Here is a 19,389-nt window from a genome sequence, read left to right as displayed (position 1 = left end):
TTGAGTTTAAGAGAATTGGACTTAAACCAAGATCCAGCTTGTACAACAAAAAGCTTAAGCAATTATCTACCAAAGGATCATCCAGATGAAAATAAATGGGCCGATTGTGTTCACTGTGGGATGTGCCTTGAGTCCTGTCCAACCTATGAGATTACAGGGCAAGAACAACACTCTCCAAGAGGACGTGTCCACCTGATAAAGTCCGTAGCGGAAGGCAAGCTAGAGCTAAACCAGTTTTTCTCTGATCCTGTCTTTGCCTGCCTTGATTGTCGGGCATGTACAACCGCTTGTCCGGCGGATGTAGATGTAGGTGGATTGATAGAGGAAGCCCGCGGTCAAGTTCGACAAGCCATCCCTCTGACTGGCTGGCAAGGTGCGGTCAGCAAGCTTTTCTTAAAAGGAATCTTTCCAAAGCAAACTCGCCTGAACAAGTTAGGAGGTTTGTTAAAGTTTTATCAGAAAAGTGGGATGCAAACAGCTGTTAGAAAAACAGGTTTGATTAAAATTATGCCAGAGCATCTCGTAGAAATGGAATCAATCATGCCTGAAATCAAGCAGCCTGTTCGAGAAAGATATAAAAACCAGACAGTGATTAAACCAAAGGGTGAAATAAAGCAGGAAGTTGCCTTTTTAACAGGATGTATTATGGATGTGATGTTCAGTGACATTAATGAGGCAACAATTAATGTTCTTACCCGAAATGGAAATGAAGTGACCATTCCGAAAAATCAAGGATGTTGTGGGGCCCTTCACGTGCATGCTGGTGATAGGGATACAGGAAGGATGCTTGCAAAACAGAATATCGAAGCGTTTAAAGATGCGGACAAAGTCATTACGAATGCTGCTGGATGTGGCTGCATGCTCAAGGAATATCCAGAGTTATTCCAGGATGATCCAGAATGGCATGAGAAGGCTGAGGAATTCTCCAAAAAGGTTGAAGATATTTCAAAACATCTGCACGATACAGGCTATGAAAAGCCGAAGGCAGAGCTAAACAAGCGCATTACTTATCATGATGCTTGTCACCTTGCTCACGGTCAAGGCATTCGTCAAGAGCCGCGGGATATTCTCTTAGACATCCCTGGAGTCGAAATGGTTCATATGCCAAATTCAGACCGATGCTGTGGTAGTGCGGGAATCTATAATATTACCAATCCAGAAATGGCTGGAGCTGTTTTAGAAAACAAAATGGCCAATGTTCCTGATGATGTTGAGATGATTTCAATGGGGAATCCAGGCTGCATGTTGCAGATGGCCATAGGCGTTCAAAAATACGGTAGGAATCAAAAAGTCGTCCATACCGTCCAGTTACTTGATTGGGCCTATCAAAAAGAGGACGGGAAGGGGGATCTGTAATGCCGGCAACGAAGGTAATTAAGTCTAAGGATAAACATATTCAACAACTTGCAACCATTGTTGGCGGAGGACGTTCAATCCTCTACCAAAAAGAGGATTTACTCGCTTATGATTGTGATGGATTTACGATACACAAACATCTGCCAAAAGCTGTTGTTTTTCCTAAGGATACCCAGGAGGTAGCAGCTCTAGTAAAATACTGCCATGATAATGATTTACCTTTCCTTGCCCGTGGAGCAGGAACAGGCTTAAGTGGTGGAGCAATCCCCTTAAATGAGGAAGTAATTATCTCGATGGTAAGAATGAAACGGCTTTTAAGCGTAGATATGGAAAATCGACGAGCTGTGGTTGAACCAGGATTTGTTAATTTGAAGTTGACTAATTCCATTTCCGATAAGGGATATTATTATGCCCCGGACCCATCGAGTCAATATTGCTGCACGATTGGCGGTAATGTTGCCGAAAATGCTGGGGGGGCACACTGCCTTAAATATGGAGTTACGACAAACCATATTCTTGGGTTGGAAGTAGTCATGCCGAATGGGGATATCATTGAAATTGGTAAGGATGGAGTGGCCGATGAACCAGGTTATGATCTATTAGGGCTTATTACAGGCTCAGAAGGTACACTTGGAATTGTGACCAAAATCGTTGTTCGGATCTTAAAGAACCCGGAATCAAAACAAACTGTACTTGCTTATTTCGATAAGGTATCAGATGGAAGCCAGGCCGTGTCTGACATTATCTCTTCCGGCATTGTGCCAGCTGCCTTAGAAATGATGGATAAAACCGCGATTGAGGGAGTAGAGGCAGCAGCTTTCCCTGTAGGACATCCAAAGGATATAGATGCGGTATTATTAATTGAAGTGGATGGAATTTCTGCAGGAATTGATGAACAGATTGAAGAAATACTTAAGGTATGCCGAAACCGAAATGTCCGTGAAGTAAAGGTTGCTCAGGATGAGGCAGAAAGAGGTCGCTGGTGGGCAAACCGAAAAACTGGCTTCGGGGCTATGGGAGCAATCTCCCCAGATTACCTTGTTCAGGATGGAGTTATTCCACGTAGCAAGCTTCCTATCGTTCTAGAAAGAATCAATCAGATCAGTGAAGAGTCAGGTTTAAGAATTGCAAATATCTTTCATGCAGGAGATGGAAACCTGCATCCGCTCGTTTTGTTCGATGCACGAGTACCCGGAGAAATCGAAAAAGCGTTAGAGGCGGGAAGTGCCTGCTTAAAGGTATGCGCAGACGTAGGAGGAACCATTACAGGGGAACATGGTGTGGGTATAGAAAAACGAGAAGAAATGCGTTTTGTTTTTACAGAAGAAGAGATTGCAGCACAAACAGATGTAAGAGAGGTTTTTAATCCTAAGAATCTATTAAATGCCGGCAAACTTTTCCCATCTCCAGGTCGTTGTGTTGAAGTGAAAAAGGAAATGAAAGCGTCAGCAACTTCATAAAGATTTAAACAGTATTAGGTTAATACAGAAATATATTTAAATATTATGAAAATTAATTGAAGGCCCATGATTGATAGTGCTATTATGTCCCTATGAGGAAATGAAATGGAGGAAACAGACAAATGACAGAGTATGTAAAAATTGGTAGTATTCAAGTAGCAAAAGAACTATATGATTTTATTAATTCCGAAGTACTCCCTGATAGTCAGGTTGAAGGAAGTGCGTTTTGGCAAGGGTTTGGTCAGCTAGTCCATGATCTCACCCCAAAAAATAAGGAACTTCTTGCCGTTCGTGATGAGCTTCAAGCAAAGATCGATGCTTGGCATCAAGAAAATAGTAAAGACACTGATTTTGAAAGCTATAAATCTTTCTTAACAGAAATTGGTTATTTAGAGCCGGTAGTAGAAGATTACCAGATTCAAACGACCAATGTCGATGATGAGGTTGCGATTCAAGCCGGCCCGCAGTTGGTTGTACCTGGAGATAATGCTCGTTACGCACTAAATGCAGCAAATGCTCGTTGGGGAAGCTTATATGATGCATTATACGGTACAGATGCAATCAGCGAGGAAAATGGAGCTGAAAAAGGAATCGGCTATAATCCTGTTCGTGGAAATAAGGTTATTCAATTTGGTAAGAACTTCCTTGATCAAGCTGCGCCATTACAAGGTGCATCGCACGAGAATGTGGTTCAATATGCCATCGAAAATGGTGAGTTGAAAGCTTCACTTGAAAATGGTGAAAAAGCTGTTCTAGTGGATGCTGAGAAATTTGCAGGCTATCAAGGCAGTCAGGAAGAACCAAAGGCTGTCTTAATTAAAAATAACGGTCTACACTTCGAAATCCAGATTGATCGAGCCCACTCTGTTGGCAAGACAGATAAAGCAGGCGTGAAAGATATCCTTTTAGAGGCTGCAGTCACGACGATTATTGACTGTGAAGATTCAGTTGCTGCTGTCGATGCTGAAGATAAGACTCTTATTTATCGTAACTGGTTGGGTCTAATGAAAGGCGATTTAACCTCGACATTCCGTAAAGATGGGAAGGAGTTAACACGTGCAATGAACTCCGACCGCACCTATACATCTACTAACGGAGGAGAGCTTACTCTTAGGGGTCGTTCCATGTTGTTCATCCGCAATGTAGGTCATTTGATGACAACCAATGTCGTGCTAGATGAGAATGGTCAAGAGATTCCTGAAGGAATACTGGACGGCGTGTTTACAAGTCTAATTGGGAAACATACGATTTTGGGCAATGGAGCACACCAAAACTCACTGAAGGGCTCTATTTATATCGTTAAGCCAAAAATGCACGGCTCTAAAGAAGTAGCCTTTGCAAATGAACTATTTGATCGTATTGAGGATTTAATTGGAGTAGAACGTAATACCTTGAAAATTGGTGTAATGGATGAAGAACGTCGCACCTCTCTTAACTTGAAAAATTGTATTAAAGAGGTTAAAGATCGCATTGTCTTCATTAATACTGGATTCCTTGACCGTACTGGGGATGAGATGCATACCTCAATGGAAGCGGGTCCGATGATTCGCAAGGGAGATATGAAATCTTCTACATGGCTTCAAGGATATGAAAATTCCAATGTGTTCACGGGATTGTCCGTTGGTTTCCAAGGCAAAGCACAAATTGGTAAAGGAATGTGGGCAATGCCGGATTTGATGGCTGCCATGATTCAACAGAAGATTGGCCATCCAAGAGCTGGAGCGAACACAGCTTGGGTTCCTTCGCCAACTGGTGCCACTTTACATGCCCTTCACTACCATCAGGTAAATGTGAAGGAAGTTCAGGAAGAATTGAAAAGAGAAGTAAAAGACTTACGCGATGATATTCTTCAAATTCCAGTCTCTGAAAGTCCTAATTGGACACCAGAGGAAGTTCAAGAAGAGCTAGATAACAATGCTCAAGGGATCCTTGGCTATGTTGTTCGTTGGGTTGAACTTGGTGTTGGTTGTTCCAAGGTTCCAGACATTAATAATGTTGGATTAATGGAAGACCGTGCAACATTAAGAATCTCTAGTCAGCATATGGCTAATTGGCTCCGCCATGGTATTTGTTCAGAAGAACAAGTGATGGAAACGCTGAAGCGGATGGCGAAAGTCGTTGATGAACAAAATGCAGGAGATCCTGCCTACCGTCCAATGGCAGTTGATTATGATAACTCTGTTGCTTTCCAAGCTGCTTGTGATCTAGTCTTTAAGGGATTAGAACAGCCAAACGGATATACTGAGCCAATTCTTCATAGTCGACGTCAGGAAGCAAAAGCGAAGTTCGCGACACAGCGTTAAACGGGAGTTCACCTCTACAGGGCATTCTGATGTCCTGTAGAGATTATTTGCTACATATTTTGATAGAAAGCTACGATGCAGTGTTATTTAGAAATCATCTTTTGGAGGTTTTAAAGTGAAATTTACTAGATTTATGGTCGGTCAAGACTCCTATGCAGGTGTTGTAGAGGGCGAAACAATTAGAGAGATTAAAGGGGATATCTTTACCAGCTGGACGTATACAGGGAATGTTTTTTCCCTTGGAGAAGTAAAGTTATTAGCACCGCTTGAGCCAAATCAGGTGATTGGGATTGGAGCAAATTATGTTGAGAAAAAGGAAGATTTGCCAAGTGAGCTTCCAGCAATTCCGGTGTTTTTCTTCAAGCCAACTTCATCTGTAATTGGCCCTGAGGATGATATTGTCATTCCAGAAGGAATCGACCAAGTGAAGTTTGAATCTGAATTGGCAGTTGTCATAGGGAAGGAAGCAAAAAATGTAGCTGAAGAAGATGTTTTAGACTATGTATTTGGTTATACAGTGGGAAATGATGTAACAGCTCCACAATTTTTCCGTGAAGATGGGCATTGGACAATTGGGAAATCGTTTGATACATTCACCCCGCTGGGACCAGTAATTGAAACGGAAATAGATCCATCTACAGTTATGGTAGAGGCTAAGCTTAACGGAGTTGAAAAACAAAACAGCTCAACTGAGTTAATGATCATTTCCCTTCGTAAGATGGTTTCATATTTAACGAATGTGATGACTTTAAAACCAGGGGATGTCATCCTAACTGGGAGCCCGCTAGGTGCAGAGATGGTAAATGCCGGTGATAGTATTGAATGTGAAATAAAAGGAATAGGGACTCTTCGCAATTCGTTTGTAACATCTAAAACCCATGTATCTTAATGGTGTTCCATCAGCATTAATAGTGGTACAAGCCGTTTAAATTCATATTTAAAGGTAATAAAAAGACGATTTCCGTTAAGTGGTAAATCGTCTTTTTATTTTTATTTCGAAGAATACTGTGAAAATTATTGAAACAAACAGAATTTTTAGTATAATTAATTTAGAGTAGTGTTATATAACATGTCTATTCTAGTTATATAACATTTCGCTGGAACAGATGGGATGTTGAACATTGTAAGCGCAAACAAAAAGGGGGGGGCAATTTGAGTACTGGTTTACTAGCATTTTTATCACTTTTACCTATTTTAGCAGTAGGAATTTTCCTGGTTGGTATGAGGATGCCTGCGAGCAAGGCAATGCCAATCTCATATCTCGTGGCTATTGGTTTGGCTTTATTTATCTGGAAGGTTCCAGGTACAAATGTTGCAGCTGCATCTATTAATGGATTAGTCGTGGCGGGAACACTCTTGTACATCATTTTTGGTGCAATTTTATTATTAAATACTTTACAGGAAAGTGGCGGGTTAAAAACCATCCGTCAGGGATTTACGGACATTACAGAAGACCGGCGAGTTCAGGTTATTATTGTTGCTTGGCTGTTTGGGTCGTTTATTGAAGGCTCGGCAGGATTTGGAACACCTGCAGCTGTTGCTGTCCCGCTAATGGTCGGATTAGGATTCCCAGCGATGGCAGCCGTTGTTGCAGGAATGGTTATCCAGAGTACACCAGTATCATTTGGCGCCGTTGGAACCCCAATGATTGTTGGGGTAGGGAATGGTTTGGGTGCAGATCCGAGCATAAGCAATAATTTTCCCGAGCTAGTTAGCTTAATTGCAGGAAAGGTCGCCATCCTCCACATGGTAGCTGGTGCACTCATCCCGCTTTTCGTTGTGGCAATTATGACAAGGTATTTCGGTAAAAATAAGTCATTCACCGAAGGCCTAAAGATTTGGAAGTTTGCGCTGTTTGCGTCATTTTCCATGACAATTCCATATGTGCTTGTAGCTAATTTCCTCGGGCCAGAATTCCCATCCATGATTGGTGGGTTAGTAGGATTGGCAATCGTGATATTTGCAGCCAAAAAAGGATTTCTTATGCCTCCTAAAGAAGAGGTTTGGGACTTTGAAGAAAAGTCGAAATGGGATCCTACGTGGACAGGTAAAATAGAAATTCGAGATATCGCTCATAAGAGTGGAACTATGAGCATGGTTCGTGCTTGGTCACCTTATATTTTGGTTGGTGTCTTTTTAGTAATCTCAAGATTGAAATCGCTACCATTCGTAGATTTACTACAGTCATGGACATTAGCAGCAGAGGATATATTTGGTTCAGGAATTACAGCTAGCTTTCAACCGCTTTATTCACCAGGAACCATCTTTATCCTTGTGTCCTTAATTACTTTCTTCATTCATGGCATGAATGGAGGCGCATACAAGTCAGCTTTCACTCAATCAGCGAAGACGACAATTGCTGCTTCAACCGCATTAGTCTTCACTGTTCCAATGGTTCAAGTGTTTTTGAATTCCGGTGGCGGTGCTGCTGGTTATGAGCGGATGCCGATTGAACTGGCCAATGGTGTTGTCGCGCTTGCTGGTGAATACTGGCCAATCTTTGCAACCTTCATTGGTGGTCTTGGTGCATTCATTGCTGGAAGTAATACTGTTAGTAATATGATGTTCTCGCTATTCCAATACGATGTAGGTTCCCAAATCGGGGTTGATCCAACCTGGATCGTTGCCTTACAGGCAGTTGGGGGAGCAGCTGGTAATATGATTTGCGTTCATAATGTTGTTGCAGCATCAGCGGTAGTTGGTTTAATGGGAAAAGAAGGAGATGTTATTCGTAAAACTCTGTTTCCTTTCGTCTATTATGCGCTCCTACTCGGAGGACTCGGCTACTCTATTGTTTGGTACGCAGATAAAGGGCTCTTCAATCTAGGTACCTTTATTGTTGCCTTCATTGCGATGATTGCCATTTATATTATCGCAACAAATAAAAAACGTGCTGCACAACTTACAATCAATCACCCAGGTGGGAAATCTATGTAAGGTTGATAAACCGCTACTCAAACGAGTAGCGGTTTTTTTTTGAAAAATGTAAGGAAGAGAAACAGTGAATAAGACTTTAGCAGATTAGGTAATATCTAAGTTCATTCAAATTTACTTACTTTTTAATAAATTGTGCAAAGTGCGCATGGAAATAGTCTGAATGTATATCTGCATGAATGTGATGATGAAGAAGCTCGTCAATTTGGTCTTTCTCCCCGTTAATGATTAGGGTGACCAATTGTTCATGCTCGCTTGGCTTTCAATTCATGTAACCCCTTCAAGGGGAGCTGCCCTGCTAATTCCTTGAAAATTTCCTTTTCTAAAGTGCTTCTAAGAAAAATAATCTGCTCAACTGAGTCCAAAGGAATTCTTAGACGAAGTAGTAAATGAGCGCTTTGCTAATCCGTATATACCAGATACACCTCAACGAATTGCTTCAGATACATCACAAAAGGTAGGAATTCGCTTTGGCGAAACCTTAAAGTCCTACAGAGATAGAGAAGACCTAAACCCAGCGGATTTAACTGCTATCCCACTTGCAATTGCAACATGGTGCCGTTATCTTTTAGCTATTGATGATGAAGGGAATGCATTCACTCTAAGCCCGGACCCACTGCTCGAGACTCTTCAAGGTGCTTTGGAGGGAGTTTCCTTAGGTGATCAAACATCTAACGTTAAATCGATCCTTTCCAATGAAGCCATTTTTAATGTTAATTTGTATGAAATTGGGTTAGGTGAAAAAATTGAAGGTATGTTCTATGAAATGCTTGCAGGTCCTGGAGCCGTTCGCCGTACACTTGAAAAGTATTTAGCTTAGTAAACAATAAGAGGTGGGCTATAAAAGCCCATCAGTAAGGAGATTGTCCTCTCCAGCCAGTAGTTCAGGCTGGGGTAGGGGCAATCTTTTTAATTTTCATTTACTTAGCGATCTACTTATTGTGTATTCTTTTATTTAGTTAGTTCTTTTCCCTCAAATTTTTCAATACGTTCGCGGACAAATCCAGGGACAGGCTGTTTCATTTGTGTTAAAGGGTTGTAACTCACATAAATAATCTCTGCTTCAAGTAAAGGAGTAGACTCTTCCTCTCTGATAATTTGAAATTCCATTGTCATACTACTGTTTCCAATTTTCGATGTGCGGCACCAAACGTTCAGCCAATCATTAAGTCTAGCAGACCCCTTATATTCTAATGTAGTTTTCGCAACAACAAAGTCAAACTCCCCTTGTTCTGCTAATGACATCACATCCATTTCCAAGCCTTCTTGAAAATACTCTGTAATAGCAACATCAAGATAGGTTAAATAATGAGCATTAAACACGATTTTTTGACCATCTATTTCTGAGTATCGAACCTTTAAGCGATGCGAAAAACGAAAACCCTCGGCCATTAGTTGTTCCTCCTAACGTTATTTTTGTAGTTTTTGTTAAAGAATAAATGTTGTTTTTTCACACGATTGATTGGAGCGGAAGGCACGAAGGCTCCTGCGGGAGTGCAAGTCCAAGGGAGACCCCGCAGGAGCGGAGCGACGAGGAGGCTTCCGGACTGCCCGCGAACCGCTCGTGCCTGGAGTGGAAATCAACATCCAATTTTTACAGTTAAATTAAATTTGAATATTCAAACTATATCAAGTTAGACAAAATACTTCAATAGATACCTTTGCAAAAGTTACATTTCTATGGCAAATCTTCTATAGGAATGCAATTTAAGAATTATTTAAGGATTTGTTTATTCCTAATTTACATTTCCCGTCTATTCTTTAGTTGTAAGAAAAAGATGAATAGGAGGGTTAACGATGAAGAAGAAAATGATCGCAGCGTTTGGGATTAGTGGAGCATTATTGATTAGCAGTGTTTACTCTATTTCAGCCAATACATCAGGTTATGAACTGTATAAGGATGCGCTGAAGAATACGCATCAATTAGAAAGTACGACCATGAATATGAGTCTAGTTTTAGATAACAACAACAAGGAAATTTACCGAATGGACTCAATTGTGAAAACTAATCGCTTAGAGGATTCCCTTGGAATGGAGGGGACAGTATCGAATGGACTAGAAGAAATGACGTATGAAATGACCAAGCAAGATGGGGAATACTTGGTGCGGAAAGAGAATGATAAAAAGGTTTATGTCATGGAATCAAACGGATCCAATCATGGTGCAGGTTTAGATGGAGATGAAGGGAAAGAGCTTAGGAACGACCTTGAGAATTTAGTAGATTTGCTTACGAAAAACTACCAACAGAAAATCACTGTTGAAGGCAATGAAGATGGCACCCAGCGAATTGACCTCGAATTATCCAGTTCGGAACTACCAATTGCTATGAACGCAGTAACATCTTTAATGTACAAACATGGTGTTATGCTTGATGATCGAGCGGATGATTCAGAAGCAAGCTTCCACAGTGTGAAGCCAGAATTGCCTAAATTAAAGAAAGATATCCTAATTGAAGATATAAAGATATCAGCTAAAGTAAGCGAAGGAAATTATATAGAAGAGCAATTCGTTACAGCTATATTTTCTGGAAAAGACGCTTCTGGAACTTCTAAGAAATTGCAGTTTTCCTTCAAACTTGAACTTACAAATGCAAATGAAACAATCGTTTCACCGATGGATGTCACAGGATTAGAACTAGTAGAATTCCAACATGGTCACGGGAAATAAGTTAGTCCGAGTCAGGGGAGACAATCACCCCAAGATGGCTGGTTGTCTCTAAAGAAGAACTTGGTGGTGTTGAAGATGGAGAAGGTTTTAGAAGTTTCGAATGTAAGCAAAGCGTTTAAGAATGGGCGTGGCATTCAGGATATTCACTTTTCGCTAGAACAAGGGAATGTAATGGGAGTGGTTGGTCCTAATGGTGCCGGGAAAACGACAATGATGAAATGTATAACTGGGTTGGCTAGGCCTGACAGTGGTCACATTACAATTTTCGGGAATGATGTAGAAAGGGATTATAAGAATGCTATGAAACATGTTGGCGCTTATATTGGTCCGGGTACAGTGTATCCTTATTTAAGTGCTATTCAGAATTTAAAACAACGCCTGCGCTTTTACCCTGAGCTATCAAACAATCGAATTGTTGAGGTTCTTGAACAAGTAGGCTTATTGGAATATAAACTTGAAAAGGCTTCTAGTCTTTCAATGGGAATGGCCCAACGACTTGGTCTTGCGGTTGCATTATTGTCCAAACCAAAACTTGTTATTCTTGATGAACCAGCGAATGGCTTGGATATCGATGGAATGCTTTTATTTAGAAGGACAGTGGAGGAGCTATCTTCGAGTGGTGTTACGTTTATTATTTCGAGCCATCTTACCAAAGAGCTTGATGAAATATGTAGCCATTTTGCTATCATACAAGATGGAAAATTACTCTTTAAGGGAAGTAAAAGTAGTTTAGGGAACGATAGACCAATCGAAGATGTTTATATAGAAAAAATGGGAGGAGACCGCTATGCTGGAAAGCATTAGAATGAATGCACGAAATGAAATGGTAAAGCTTACAGTAAAACGTGGGATAAAGTTTTACTATTGGATAGCGGTTCTCCTACCAGTTGTTCTGAGTATTTTGGCAGTGAAGATTCAATCCAATGATATGATCACTCTCCCATCTTTAAATATTAGTTTATCCATACTTAATGTATTTTTGATGGTAATCCTCCCAATGTTTGTTTTTACGGCCGCCTCGGATCTTTTTGCTGGGGAATGGGAAAGAGGCTCCCTCTTTCAAGTTAGTCCAATCAATCGAGTAGAGGTCTTTATTTCTAAAATCGTTGCGATATTTGTTCTCTGTTTTGCGCAATTAGGTATTGTGTGGGTCTTAGTCTCTCTCAGTATGAGCATCGCTGAAAAAAACTTCATTTGGTCGGAGATTGCAACTACCTTCGGTGCTTTTTTGGTATCCTTCTTGCCCTTGCTAGCCATTATATGTTTGGCATCATTCATCTCACAAGCCTTTAAACATGGTGCATCCGCTTTGGGGTTTATGATTTTAATTTATGCATTCATGTACGTATTCCCACTAATTATTTCTCAAACCACCTACCTCTTCCCAACCGCCTATTTAGATTGGTACCAGCAATGGGGCGGAAATGTGAATTTTGCGTGGCTAGGTAAGAGTATCGTCTATTTGTTCTCATTTTGTACATTGTTTTTGACTGCAGGCTATTATAGTTTTAATACAAAAGAACTATAACGAAGGTGTTTATATGTCTATTCGCAAGAGGTTGAATCTATCTTTTATGGCAATGGTCGTTATCCCAATCATATTATTCTTGATTGCCGGATTCCTAATTTTAACCTTATTTATCGGTGATTTAGGGGAATTGAATAAACTACTACCGGAAAGCCATAATTATAAACAAACTGCTAGTCAGGAATCGGAGCTATTTGTCTCGTTGAAAGAGAAGTCATTTCAGGCACCTCTTGAGTTGCTGGATGAAAATTATCTATTATCCTTACAAGCTGACCTTGAAAGAATTAACGCCGTTTTAGCAATTAGACATGGAAGTAACTTCATTTACACTTCTAAAGATTTGGCCGATATAACGGCAATGGATTTACCGGAGTTTGGTTACCACTCATCCGATAATAATATTGAAAAAATTGGTGACAAGACCTATGCAATTAAGCAGCAGGATTTCTTTATTCCTAATGTTGGCAACGCCTCATTATTCTTCATTAAAGATGCAAGTATTTTAACAAAACTAACGCAAACCATTTATCCGGTATTGTTTGTGACCTTGCTGTTAATCTTGGTGATTACAAACGGAACATTAACCTATTATGTTTCGCGGAGTATCATCAACCCAATTGATTCATTAAAAAATGCCGCACGAAAAATAAAAAGTGGCGATTTGAATCATGCGATTGAAATTAAAGGGAAAGATGAACTGACAGAACTCGCTCAAACCTTTGAAGATATGAGAAAGCAGTTAAAGGAATCTGCTGCTCTTCAAGCACAGTATGAAGAGAATCGGAAAGAGTTAATTGCACATATTTCTCATGACTTGAAGACTCCAATCACTTCAATAAAAGGTTATATAGAAGGAATACAAGATGGGGTTGCCACTTCTCCGGAGAGGTTACAACGATACCTTCAGACCATCTATCAGAAATCAAATGATTTGGATCATTTAATCGATGAACTATTCCTATACTCAAAATTGGATTTGAAAAAGGTCCCGTTTACGTTTGAAATTGTTGATCTGAAAGATTATTTAACTGATTATCTAGAAGAACTCAACTTTGATTTTGAAAAAACACAAACGAAAGTCAGGTTTACTCACGATGGATCATCAGAGTTCCTTGTTCAGGTAGACCGCGATAAAATAAAACGAGTTTTGTCTAATATTATTGAAAACAGCCTAAAGTATATGGACAAAGCTGATGGCAATATTGATATAAACTTAAGGAGCATTAAGGACTGCGTTAAGATTGAAATCACCGATAATGGCCCAGGTATTGCTAGCGATGCCCTTCCTTATGTTTTTCATCAGTTTTATCGTGCAGAGCAGTCAAGGAATAAGCAAACTGGAGGAAGTGGTTTGGGACTCTCCATTGCAAGAATGATTGTGGAAGAGCATAACGGTGAAATTGAGATCGAAAGCCAATTAAATAAAGGGACAAAGATTATTATCTCTCTGAGGAAGGTGTCACGATGAAACGGGTTTTAATTATTGAAGATGAAAAAAGTATCGCTGAACTTGAGAGAGATTATCTAGAGATTAATGGATACCAGGCAGATATCGCATTGAAAGGAGATGAGGGTCTTCAACTAGCTTTAGGGAAAGATTACGATTTAATCTTGCTGGATTTAATGTTACCGAATATCGATGGCTTTACCATCTGCAAAAAGATTCGTGCGGTCAAGGATATCCCAATAATGATGGTAACCGCTAAAAAAGATGATATTGATAAGGTTAGAGGCTTTGGACTAGGAGCTGATGATTATATTGTTAAGCCTTTTTCACCGAACGAATTAATTGCACGAATAAAAGCCCATCTATCAAGGTACGAACGCCTATTAACAAGGCAAGAATTACAGCCTGTAAATGAAATATTTATCCGTGGTTTACAAATTAATCGTTCTGACCGAAGGGTGTTTGTGAATAATCAGGAGGTTAATTTTACGACAAAAGAATTTGACCTTTTGGTATTCTTAGTGATGAACCCGAACCAAGTGTTTAGTAAAATTCAGTTATTTGAAAAATTATGGGGCTATGATAGTGTCGGGGATATTACGACAGTAACGGTTCATATCCGAAAAATACGTGAAAAAATTGAGAGAGATCCCTCGAATCCAGATTATATTGAAACGGTATGGGGGGCAGGTTACCGGTTCAAGGGAGAATAAGGAGGAAAAATCATGACGCATGCTCATATTACCGCGTGGGTTGTTGCAGTTATATTACTTATCGTTTTATTGTTTTTACAGAAGCAAGGAAAAAATACAAAGGTCCTACATATGATTCTACGGGTCTTCTACCTGTTGATTATCGGAACGGGAATCGTCATGTTGTTTGGATTGTATCAAATTACTCTTTTGTATATTTTAAAGTCATTACTTGGTGTAGTTCTAATTGGTTTATTCGAAATGATACTTGTGAGAGGGAAGAAAGCTGTAAATACGAAAAATCTTTGGATTCCTTTTGTCATCTTATTCATAGTAGTCCTTTATCTTGGCTTTAAACTTCCTTTGGGCTTTTATTGGTTCTAAGTTTTAATAAATAGCATCAATAAGAACCTGTTCATAGGCATACAATGTCTAGTGGACAGGTTCTTTTTAGTTATTGAATATGGTATGTTGTTGTTTGTCGAGGATAATTTCACTTCGTTTTGACGGAAGTCACATGAGGAAGTTCCAACGTGCCTAAATGGTAGGTGGAAAGGTGAATTCGGTCACGCTGGAAGGTTCATAGAGCACTTTTTGGTGCAAAACTATGAAGTAAGTGCTCCATGAACGCTGCATAGAGCACTATTTGGAGCAAACCAATGAAGAAAGTGCTCCATGAACACTTCATAGAGCACTTTTTGGAGCAAACCAGTGAAGAATGTGCTCCATGAACACTTCATAGAGCACTATTTGGAGCAAATCAATGAAGAACGTGCTCCATGAACACTTCATAGAGCACTTTTTGGAGCGAACCAATGAAGAATGTGCTCCATGAACGCTGCATAGAGCACTTTTTGGAGCAAATCAATTAAGGACGTGCTCCATGAACACTTCATAGAGCACTTTTTGGAGCAAATCAATGAAGGACGTGCTCCATGAACACTTCATAGAGCACTTTTTGGAGCAAATCAATGAAGAACGTGCTCCATGAACGCCTCAACGTGCCCAACCGTTAGTGGAAAGAGGAATTCGGTCAAGGTGAACCGCTTTTCAAAAGAGCTTTTCAACAAAGCTAGATATGGAGGGAGTAAATGAAAGACTGGATATTTACATTCATGGAGGAGTTTGGTTATATCGGGATTATGGCGGTCATTGCCTTGGAAAATTTATTTCCACCCATTCCTTCAGAAATCGTTTTGCCGTTTGGAGGCTTCATGACAACGCGAACCATGCTGACGGTTCCTGGTGTGATAATCGCTTCGACGGCAGGCTCTGTGCTTGGGGCGGTTATTTTATATTGGGTCGGCAGGTTGGTCAACGTAAATCGTTTGGAGAGCTTTGTCGGTCGGTGGGGTCATATTCTCAGGGTTTCAAAAAGGGACATCCGGACTGCAGAAGGATGGTTTTTGAGGTATGGCAATTGGACAGTCTTTTTTTGTCGACTGATACCAGTTGTCCGTAGCCTTATTTCGATTCCAGCAGGGATGGCGAAAATGAATTTTTCCACCTTCATCCTTTTTTCAACTTTAGGAACACTTGTGTGGAATACCATTTTAGTAAGCCTAGGGGCTTTTCTTGGTGAGTCTTGGGAAGTCATTCTTGGGTATATTGAGATTTATAAAGATGCCTTTTATCTGTTATTCGTTATTATCGGAATTCTTTTTATTAGTTGGTACCTTAAAAGAGCTCGAGGGTATCGCTAGACTAGCGCAAGGATATTGACAAAACACTTAATCTATCATAATCTTAAATAGTAATTAATCGTATATTTTCCTATTTAAAGGGGAGTAGCTGTACAATAAAAGTCGTCATGACGAGAACATAGTTCTCCGGCTTTATTGGCAACAATTCTGTTGTTAGCAAGACCTTTACTTCAATGGTAAGGGTCTTTTCTATTTTATTTTGGCCTTTACCATTGTGGTAGAGGCTTTTTGTTGCCCATACCTAGCAGACGAATACTTAGGAGGATTCAATTTATGGAAATTGCTTTATTACTCGAATATGGGTGGGTACTCCTTGTCCTTGTTCTAATGGAAGGACTCTTAGCGGCAGATAATGCTTTGGTGCTGGCTATTATGGTGAGGCATTTACCAGAAGAACAAAGAAAAAAGGCATTGTTTTACGGCTTGGCCGGAGCCTTTGTTTTCCGTTTTGCATCGCTTTTCATCATTTCTTATTTAGTAGATATTTGGCAGGTTCAGGCCATTGGTGCACTTTATCTATTATTTATGGCATTCAACCACATTTTTCGAAAGTGGGTTAAAGGGAAAGCTGAGGATGATGCTGATAAAGGTGAAGGTAAACCAGAAAAAAGGAAAAGTGGCTTTTGGATGACTGTGTTCAAAGTAGAGGTAGCCGATATTGCCTTTGCGGTAGATTCCATTTTAGCTGCTGTTGCACTGGCTATGACTCTTCCAAATACTGCACTCCCAAAAATAGGCGGCATGGATGGAGGTAAATTTCTTGTTATTTTTACCGGAGGAATGATCGGGGTCATTATTATGCGTTTTGCCGCAGGTCTTTTTGTAAAGTTACTGGAAAAACGACCAGGTCTGGAAATGGCCGCATTTTTCATTGTTGGTTGGGTAGGGGTCAAACTAGCGGTTTTAACTCTTTCACATCCAGCACTCGGAGTATTAAGTCAAGAGTTTTCACATTCTACGGGATGGAAAGTAACCTTCTATGTTGTCTTAGTTGGAATTGCAGTGGGAGGCTGGTTCTTTTCTAAAGACGTATCAGAGGAATCAGAAAAGAAAGCTTCACAAGTATCATAATAAATTTAGAGCTTATGTAATCATTCTTTATAGAATGATTACATAAGCTTTTTATTTACTTTTTACTTTGTTTATTCAATGGACAAACTAAGTGAGAGAAGGTATAATAGATTTCATAAAGCCCTATTTTTAACTAGTGATCATTACTAAATGGCGAGGTCAAAACCCTTAAGAACTTAATATAACCATAAAGGAGTGTGATAGCCTTGACATTACTGCAGAAAACAGTTGTAGAACAATTGGCTATAAATACAATCAGGACTTTATCAATTGATGCGATTGAAAAGTCGAATTCTGGTCATCCTGGAATGCCAATGGGAGCTGCACCGATGGCCTATACCCTTTGGACGAAATTTATGGAACATAACCCTACTAACCCACAATGGTTTAACCGAGACCGGTTTGTCCTTTCCGCTGGCCATGGATCAATGCTGTTGTATAGTTTGCTCCATCTTAGCGGCTATGATCTTCAATTAGAAGATCTTAAGGAATTCCGCCAATGGGGAAGCAAAACTCCGGGGCATCCAGAATATGGACATACTGCTGGAGTGGATGCAACAACTGGTCCGCTTGGACAAGGAATTGCCATGGCAGTGGGGATGGCGATGGCCGAGCGTCATTTAGCAGAAAAATATAATCGAGATACCTATAAAGTAGTAGACCACTATACATACAGTATTTGTGGGGACGGAGATTTAATGGAAGGTGTAGCTTCAGAAGCAGCCTCTCTTGCTGGACATTTAAAGCTTGGTCGCTTAGTTGTCCTGTACGATTCAAATGATATTTCTCTAGATGGTGATTTAAATAAGTCTTTCTCTGAATCAGTTGAAGGTCGCTTTAGGGCATATGGCTGGCAGTATCTACGTGTGGAAGATGGAAATAACCTAGAAGAGATTAGCAAGGCAATTGAAGCTGGAAGAGCTGACCTTGAGCGTCCTACTATTATTGAAGTCAAGACTACGATTGGCTATGGTTCTCCGAATCTAGCAGGAACTTCTAGTGTGCATGGAGCTCCACTAGGGGCTGAAGAAGCAACGCTGACGAAAGCATCTTATGGCTGGGAAAGTGAAGCGGCATTTTATGTTCCTGAAGAAGTTTACACACACTTCCACAGTGTTGTAAAAGTAGAGGGACAAAAGAAGGAAAGCGCTTGGAATGAACTCTTTGCTGCATACAAAAATCAATACCCTGAGCTAGGAGAGCAATTAGAATTAGCGATTCAAGGTAAACTTCCTGAGGGATGGGAAGCAGAATTACCAGTATTTGAAGAAGGTAAGAGTCTGGCTTCTCGTGCGTCATCAAGTGAAGTGTTAAATGCGATTGCAAGGGTTGTACCGCAATTTGTTGGTGGCTCTGCTGACCTTGCAGGTTCCAATAAAACGATGATAAAAAATTCCGGTGATTATTCTGCAACCAATTATTCTGGTCATAATATTTGGTTTGGTGTTCGTGAATTTGCTATGGGCGCAGCGTTGAATGGGATGGCTCTACATGGTGGTGTAAAGGTGTTTGGAGGAACATTCTTTGTTTTCTCTGACTATTTACGTCCAGCTATTCGCCTTGCTGCGTTAATGAAGCTACCGGTAACCTATGTGTTTACCCATGATAGCATCGCTGTAGGAGAAGATGGGCCAACCCATGAGCCGGTGGAACAATTGCCAGCCTTACGGACAATGCCAGATTTAACAGTCCTCCGTCCTGCTGATGCGAATGAAACTTCTGCAGCTTGGAGAACAGCCCTTGAATCAACGGATAAACCAACGGTTCTTGTCCTTACAAGACAAAACCTACCTACACTATCTGGAACAGACCAGAGTGCTTATGAAGGTGTCCAAAAAGGTGCTTATGTAGTCTCTGAAGCACAAGCACAACAGCCTGATGGACTGCTTCTTGCAACGGGGTCAGAGGTAAGTCTAGCTGTTGAGGCCCAAGCAGCACTTGCAGCAGAAAATATTCATGTTTCTGTTGTCAGCATGCCTTCATGGGATCGTTTTGAAGCTCAGTCTGCTGAATATAAAGAATCAATCCTTCCAACGAGTGTGAAAAAGCGCCTTGCAATTGAAATGGCGTCTCCATTTGGCTGGGAAAGATACACTGGTGATGAAGGAAGAGTCCTAGGCATTAATCATTTTGGTGCGTCTGCACCAGGTGAAAAGTTGATGGAAGAGTATGGGTTTACTGTCTCGAACGTGGTATCAATGTTCAAGGAGCTAATAAAAGAGTAACAA

At 40.4% G+C, this 19,389-nt stretch carries 15 protein-coding genes and 1 pseudogene; 15 read left to right on the top strand and 1 reads right to left on the bottom strand.

The annotated features are described in order from the left end of the window. The 6 genes and pseudogenes from LG336_RS22505 to LG336_RS22480 all read left to right on the top strand — a co-directional run. A complete protein-coding gene (locus tag LG336_RS22505) occupies positions 1-1,356 on the top strand; it encodes a (Fe-S)-binding protein (protein ID WP_404329673.1) in 1,356 nt (451 codons plus the stop codon). Next, positions 1,356-2,816, top strand: coding sequence for an FAD-linked oxidase C-terminal domain-containing protein (locus tag LG336_RS22500; RefSeq protein WP_404329672.1), 1,461 nt, complete (start codon positions 1,356-1,358; stop codon positions 2,814-2,816). Before LG336_RS22505 ends, LG336_RS22500 begins: the two co-directional genes overlap by 1 nt. A 122-nt stretch (positions 2,817-2,938) precedes the next feature. Beyond that, a complete protein-coding gene (locus LG336_RS22495) occupies positions 2,939-5,119 on the top strand; it encodes a malate synthase G (protein ID WP_404329671.1) in 2,181 nt (726 codons plus the stop codon). Between the two features lie 115 nt (positions 5,120-5,234). Next, positions 5,235-6,008 carry a fumarylacetoacetate hydrolase family protein gene (locus LG336_RS22490; protein ID WP_404329670.1) on the top strand — a complete coding sequence of 258 codons (774 nt, stop codon included), beginning with the start codon at positions 5,235-5,237 and terminating at the stop codon, positions 6,006-6,008. Between the two features lie 263 nt (positions 6,009-6,271). Then, positions 6,272-8,056, top strand: coding sequence for an L-lactate permease (locus tag LG336_RS22485; protein WP_404329669.1), 1,785 nt, complete (start codon positions 6,272-6,274; stop codon positions 8,054-8,056). Positions 8,057-8,438: 382 nt separating this feature from the next. Next, positions 8,439-8,873 (top strand): annotated as a pseudogene (locus LG336_RS22480) (mannitol dehydrogenase family protein); the annotation flags it as partial. 131 nt (positions 8,874-9,004) lie between these two features. Here the strand turns inward: LG336_RS22480 and LG336_RS22475 are convergent. Continuing rightward, entirely contained in the window at positions 9,005-9,445 is a 441-nt protein-coding gene (locus tag LG336_RS22475; RefSeq protein WP_404329668.1) for an acyl-CoA thioesterase, read from the bottom strand. A 405-nt stretch (positions 9,446-9,850) separates the two neighbouring features. Here LG336_RS22475 and LG336_RS22470 point away from each other — a divergent pair, with 405 nt between their 5' ends. From LG336_RS22470 to tkt, 9 genes are all read left to right on the top strand, one after another. Further along, positions 9,851-10,720, top strand: a complete 870-nt coding sequence (locus tag LG336_RS22470) for a hypothetical protein (RefSeq protein WP_404329667.1) — start codon at positions 9,851-9,853, stop codon at positions 10,718-10,720. 75 nt (positions 10,721-10,795) lie between these two features. Then, positions 10,796-11,524, top strand: a complete 729-nt coding sequence (locus tag LG336_RS22465; protein ID WP_404329666.1) for an ABC transporter ATP-binding protein — start codon at positions 10,796-10,798, stop codon at positions 11,522-11,524. After that, the gene (locus tag LG336_RS22460; RefSeq protein ID WP_404329665.1) at positions 11,508-12,248 is read left to right on the top strand and encodes an ABC transporter permease; all 741 of its coding nucleotides are present in this window, start codon (positions 11,508-11,510) and stop codon (positions 12,246-12,248) included. The genes LG336_RS22465 and LG336_RS22460 overlap by 17 nt, the downstream gene beginning before the upstream one ends. 13 nt (positions 12,249-12,261) lie before the next feature. Continuing rightward, positions 12,262-13,716 (top strand): ATP-binding protein, encoded by a 1,455-nt coding sequence (locus tag LG336_RS22455; RefSeq protein ID WP_404329664.1) that lies wholly within the window; start codon positions 12,262-12,264, stop codon positions 13,714-13,716. Further along, on the top strand, positions 13,713-14,408 hold the full coding sequence (locus LG336_RS22450; protein ID WP_404329663.1) for a response regulator transcription factor: 696 nt from the start codon (positions 13,713-13,715) through the stop codon (positions 14,406-14,408). Before LG336_RS22455 ends, LG336_RS22450 begins: the two co-directional genes overlap by 4 nt. Before the next feature lie 12 nt (positions 14,409-14,420). Next, positions 14,421-14,771 (top strand): YisL family protein, encoded by a 351-nt coding sequence (locus LG336_RS22445; RefSeq protein ID WP_404329662.1) that lies wholly within the window; start codon positions 14,421-14,423, stop codon positions 14,769-14,771. 707 nt (positions 14,772-15,478) lie between these two features. Further along, positions 15,479-16,090, top strand: coding sequence for a DedA family protein (locus LG336_RS22440; protein WP_404329661.1), 612 nt, complete (start codon positions 15,479-15,481; stop codon positions 16,088-16,090). Positions 16,091-16,363: 273 nt separating this feature from the next. Beyond that, positions 16,364-17,161, top strand: coding sequence for a TerC family protein (locus LG336_RS22435; protein ID WP_404329660.1), 798 nt, complete (start codon positions 16,364-16,366; stop codon positions 17,159-17,161). Positions 17,162-17,367: 206 nt separating this feature from the next. Next, complete coding sequence (gene tkt, locus LG336_RS22430; RefSeq protein WP_404329659.1) at positions 17,368-19,386, top strand: transketolase; 2,019 nt, start codon at positions 17,368-17,370, stop codon at positions 19,384-19,386. The last annotated feature ends 3 nt before the right edge of the window (positions 19,387-19,389 follow it).

The organism is Mesobacillus maritimus, assembly GCF_044803185.1.
Classification (GTDB): Bacteria; Bacillota; Bacilli; order Bacillales; family Cytobacillaceae; genus Mesobacillus_B; species Mesobacillus_B maritimus_B.
The sequence above is the reverse complement of the archived record's forward strand: the minus strand, read 5'-3'. Positions and strand labels throughout refer to the sequence as shown.